The 4,930-nt window shown below is 39.9% G+C and carries 5 protein-coding genes; 3 read left to right on the forward strand and 2 right to left on the reverse strand.

Features of this window, described 5'->3' with window-relative positions:
* The first annotated feature begins 175 nt into the window (after positions 1-175).
* The 3 genes from FTT98_RS17260 to FTT98_RS17270 all read left to right on the forward strand — a co-directional run bounded on the left by FTT98_RS17260 (position 176) and on the right by FTT98_RS17270 (position 2,208).
* The gene (locus FTT98_RS17260) at positions 176-463 is read left to right on the forward strand and encodes a Tox-REase-5 domain-containing protein (protein WP_373685154.1); all 288 of its coding nucleotides are present in this window, start codon (positions 176-178) and stop codon (positions 461-463) included.
* Positions 464-475: 12 nt separating this feature from the next.
* On the forward strand, positions 476-1,171 hold the full coding sequence (locus FTT98_RS17265; protein WP_180175541.1) for a hypothetical protein: 696 nt from the start codon (positions 476-478) through the stop codon (positions 1,169-1,171).
* A 299-nt stretch (positions 1,172-1,470) separates the two neighbouring features.
* Entirely contained in the window at positions 1,471-2,208 is a 738-nt protein-coding gene (locus tag FTT98_RS17270) for a sulfite exporter TauE/SafE family protein (RefSeq protein ID WP_180177601.1), read from the forward strand.
* Positions 2,209-2,217: 9 nt separating this feature from the next.
* On the opposite strand, the gene FTT98_RS17275 is transcribed toward FTT98_RS17270, so the two are convergent.
* Positions 2,218-3,120, reverse strand: coding sequence for a LysR family transcriptional regulator (locus tag FTT98_RS17275; RefSeq protein ID WP_180135691.1), 903 nt, complete (start codon positions 3,118-3,120; stop codon positions 2,218-2,220).
* Between the two features lie 111 nt (positions 3,121-3,231).
* Positions 3,232-4,536: a solute carrier family 23 protein gene (locus FTT98_RS17280; RefSeq protein ID WP_180011052.1), complete on the reverse strand. Its 1,305-nt coding sequence runs from the start codon at positions 4,534-4,536 to the stop codon at positions 3,232-3,234.
* Between the last annotated feature and the right edge of the window lie 394 nt (positions 4,537-4,930).

Genomic DNA, 4,930 nt, shown 5'->3' on the forward strand with positions numbered 1-4,930 from the left:
ATAAAGAGTTCCTGTACCGCCATACTGTCAGCGCAGTGCGGTATCGAAAGGTGCAATCTCTAAGATTGCATGGGTCGCAAAGATTCCCCCACCATAGCTCTTAGCTTGGTGGTGGGAGTATGTCAAGGCTTACACTCCCTATATCGTAGAAGGAAATAAAAAGCCAACAACTCCCATAGAAGAGTGGCAATTAAACGGAGTTTCTTTTGATGGATTATGGCCATTAGAATGTATTCTTGTGGAAGCTAAAGGACGCTATGCTCAATTTTTAGATGGGAGTAAACCTGAATTTATGGTTGAAAAAATATTTAGGGAAATGCTTGCGGAAGCTGCTCGTCAAAGAGCAGTAAATTTACGTTTTAAAACAACAAAATTAGTTTGGTATTTCTATGAAAATGAAACAAAACAACATTTTGATAGTATTGGTGGAAATATCGTTACAAGTATTCATATGCCACTATAACAAGGGTAAATAATGACAGACTTTTATTTAAATTCTATAGCATTTAAAGCATTTCCAAATTCTGAAGATGATGTCAAAGCTCAACTTGAAATATTGGTTAAATTGGTCGAAGATTTGAGAACAGTGAGTCCTGATTTTTCTAATTGGTATGTAAATAGTGGTAGTGATCTCAATCCACCATTGGAATATTCATTTCCTAGTGAAAGTGCTTTTAAATATTTACTGAAATTAAGAAAAAAAGATGCCTTCCAGTCGTTTCTTTTATGGAATGGGCAAGTCGACAATAGCTTATATGCCAGTATTTCTTTGAGTATTATTAATATAAGTTTAAGCTTACAGAAAAGATATTCTTTATCTCAATTAGTTGATATATTTCAAATAATATTAAAATATTTACCATTTAAATATCTCTATTTATCTAATCCATTTTTTATGAAAAACCGTGTTTTCGATCATAGACAACCTGTTTCATCAATTTGCTATGTACCAAAGGCAGTAGAGGACAAAGAACTTCCCTATATTTACCAAAAAATAGAAGTGAATACTTCATTAAATCAGGGAACTATATTAATTTTTGATCAAAATTTATTTGATGAATCAGAGCAGATGAAAAAGAAAATTCAGGAAAATTCCATTGCATTGGTTGATTTAGATCTTATTCCTGAAACTGAATTATCACCTGATTTTTTTAATGAGGTTGAATTCTAGGTTTTAAAATTAACATAATACGCGTTATACGAAATTCTTGAAATTTTACTATAAGTATCAATATCTTATTGAAAACCGTTCCAGTAAACAGCATATTGGAACGGTTTTTATATTACTATTCAACCAATACACTTATAACTTATTCAAAATCAGAAGAGTTTGTTTAGCCCATCTACGCTATCTGTTTTAGACGCTATAACCTAGCCTCAACTTTTTATTGAGGCTCTATTCCAAAAACACTGATTTTTCAAAGTGCCTGAATTGCATAGCATAGAACCAATTCTTCAGCGAGTTTCGCCATGATTTGGTTCGTCATCACAGTTTTTGCAATCGCAGGTCTAATTAAAGGCACGATTGGGTTAGGCCTGCCTGCGGTATCGATGGGCTTACTCACCATGGTGATCAGTCCATTTCAGGCAGCCACGTTATTAATCATTCCATCTATGGTCACCAACTTTTGGCAATTATTTGCCGAAGGGCAGGTGCTGCGACTAATTCAACGCTTTTGGCCCTTGTTACTTGGGATTATCGTCGGTTCAATTTGGAGTATTTTTCCAACTTTAGGACATGGTGAATTTAAAAGTGAAGCTTTACTGGGGGGCATGTTAGCACTATACGGACTGTATGGGCTTTGTGCGAAAAGCTTACCAAACTTTGCACCACATGAAAAATGGTTATCTCCAATTATCGGTTATCTCGGTGGAGCGCTGACTGTAGCCACAGGTGTGGTGGTGATCCCGGTGGTGCCATATTTGCAAGGTTTGCAACTCAAACGCGATGATCTCGTACAGTCACTCGGTTTGGCCTTTACCACGTCAACCATTTGTTTGGCGGTGTTCTTACAGCAAAATCCTGTGGAAGATCTCCCGATTGATTATGCCATGTCAGCCATGGCACTGGTTCCTGCGCTCATTGGCATGTGGGCAGGGAAAAAAATCCGTTACCGCATTCCAGAACAAAAATTCCGTAAGGTGTTTTTTATCGGGTTGATTGCCCTTGGTGGCTATATGATGTTGCACCAGTTTGACGTGATTTAAAGCCTAGACTTAGCTATCCAAAGCAGATTTTTGAGACAGTAGAAACTGACTGAAATGCTGATAATTTAAGGGTAAATCATCAAAATTACGTGCGGTGAGCAGCAATTTTCGATTGGCCCAGTCGCCGCTGAGCTCAACTTGGGCAAAGGCATACAAATTGATTAATCGTTGGGCTGCACGTTTTGGCATGATGGCAATGCCCACACCATTCGCCACCACTTGCGCGATCGCGGCAAAGTTCGGCAAACGCAGCCGATACTGAATTTCACAGCCGAATAATTTGGCTTGAGCCTCGATCGATTGTTGCAAGGAATGATATTGCATCAAACCGACAAAGGGATAATTCAAAATCTCTGCGGGTTTGACGCTAGATATCGAGGCCAATTCATGAGTTATAGGACAAATCAGTACCAAAGGATCATTTGCAAACTCAAGTGTTTGTAACTTTTCGGATTTAAAGAAACCCGAAATTAGACCTAGTTGTGCATTGCCTTGTTCAATCGCTGCAATGATGTCTTTAGACTCGGCTTCATGCAGCTCAATTTGTGTGTTGGGATTTTCAAGCAAATAACGTGGTAACAAGACCGGTAAATATTCACTTTGTGCAGATGAATTACACCATAAGGTCATATTGGAACTTAACCCATGGGCAAAGGGCAGCATCGCGTGTTCTAATTGTTGCCCCTCACCTAAGATGCGCTGTGCATGTTCAACCAAGGTTTGACCGGCAAGAGTCAGTTTGACACCTTTGGCTTGGCGAGTGAACAGGGCTGTGCGGTATTGCTGTTCGAGTTTTTTAATCCGTTCACTGGCTGCTTGTAGCGAGATGGCAGAACGAGCAGCGCCTTTGGTCAGACTGCCGCTGTCTACAATGTGCAGCACCAATTGAAGGTCGAACAAATCCAGTCGCATAGGGTGTATTCCTTGGCTAATGCCTTATCTTACCGAAAGTGTAGCTATAAAAAAAAGCGACCTTTCGGCCGCTTTTCAAATGAATATTCTTTTTTTTAATGCTTTGGAGGCTTATTCTGATTTATCGCCTAAGCTAAAGAACCAGTTCAAAATCAAGGCTGCAAAGGTTGCGGTACCAATACCACCTAGATTGAAGTTACCGAATTGTAATGCAAAGTCACCCGTACCTAAAATAATGGTCACTGCAGCCACCATCAGGTTCTTGTTTTTAGAGAAATCAACTTTGTTTTCAATCCAGATTTTAGCACCGGCAATGGTAATCAAACCGAACACTACAATAGAGGCACCGGTCAAAATCGCTTGTGGAATGGTATGAATAATCGCGCCAAATTTTGGTGAAAGACCAAGGAAGATGGCGAATACACCTGCAAATACAAACACGATGGTCGAGTAAACACGCGTTACTGCCATCACACCAATATTTTCGCCATAAGTGGTCATACCCGGACCGCCGACACCGCCTGAAAGTGTGGTTGCAACACCATCTGCAACGAAGGCTTTACCAATGTGCGGATCAAGATTTTCACCTGTCATCGCGCCCACAGCTTTGATGTGCCCAAGGTTTTCTGCAACCAAAATCAACGCAATCGGTGCAATGATCAGCATGGCATTGAAATCAAAAACAGGCGAATGGAATTGAGGAACACCAAACCAAGCTGCATCTTGTACTGGAACGAAGTTGATTGGTGTGCCATGACCCATGACATTGGAAATGATGTAATACACCAAGTAAGCGAGTAGAAGGCCAACTAAGAGTAATAGACGTTGTAATAAACCTTTGGTGAACACAGCAATTGAACCCATACATAGTACGGTTACTAAAGCCATCCACATATTAAAGTTATTACCGGCAACCCCTTTAATGGTCACTGGGGCAAGGTTGAGACCAATGATCATCACCACTGCACCTGTAACGACAGGCGGCATAAGTTTTTCAATCCAACGGGTACCCGTTGCCATCACGATAAAACCAAAAATGGCATATAAGATACCGCAGGCCATGATCCCGCCTGCTGCCATCGCGATATTGGCATTTGGCGCGCCAGTACCTGATGCTGCATAACCGGTTGCCGCGATCACCACACCAATAAAGGCAAAACTAGAGCCTAAATAACTTGGTACACGACCACCTGTCATAAAGAAGAATAGGATGGTACAGATCCCCGACATTAAAATCGCAAGGTTGGCATCAAAGCCCATCAAAAATGGCGCAAGGACAGTTGCACCAAACATTGCAAAAGCATGTTGTATCCCCAATACAACACTTTGCACAGGAGGTAGGTACTCATTTGTACCTACAGGACGTGCATCAATATTGCCTTCGTACGGGCGCCATTTGGGAAACCAATTGGACATAAAATGAGCACTCAATAGATAAATTGTGCACATCATACTCTTGTTTTTTAGAAGATTTAATCTCTTTTAAAAATATTTTATTCAAACTAATTACATGACTTTACATGTAAATTTACCAAATGGTAAAAGTTTTAAGGGTGTAAAAATGGCATTAAATCATGCAATTAATCAAATAGGATAAGAGTCAATACTTCATAAATTTTTCTTATTTTATCAAATGGAGCGTAAAACTCTGTCCTTCAGGTCAGAGATATAAGCGACACGACCTGAAGTGTCGTTTGATTTAACTAAGGACTATTTTCCTTGAGTTTTGATTGTTAATATAAGTACATGAAAACCCTTAAATTACGTATAAAAGACAAACATTGCAAGGTGTTAGACCAACTAGCATCAG

The sequence above is a fragment of the Acinetobacter sp. YH12039 genome (genome assembly GCF_013420015.1).
GTDB lineage: Bacteria > Pseudomonadota > Gammaproteobacteria > Pseudomonadales > Moraxellaceae > Acinetobacter > Acinetobacter amyesii.

Excerpts from the sequence above, each read along its gene's own strand:
- FTT98_RS17265 (WP_180175541.1), top strand. The coding sequence starts at position 476 with ATGACAGACTTTTATTTAAATTCTATAGCATTTAAAGCATTTCCAAAT.
- FTT98_RS17270 (WP_180177601.1), top strand. The coding sequence starts at position 1,471 with ATGATTTGGTTCGTCATCACAGTTTTTGCAATCGCAGGTCTAATTAAA.
- FTT98_RS17275 (WP_180135691.1), bottom strand. The coding sequence starts at position 3,120 with ATGCGACTGGATTTGTTCGACCTTCAATTGGTGCTGCACATTGTAGAC.
- FTT98_RS17280 (WP_180011052.1), bottom strand. The coding sequence starts at position 4,536 with ATGTCCAATTGGTTTCCCAAATGGCGCCCGTACGAAGGCAATATTGAT.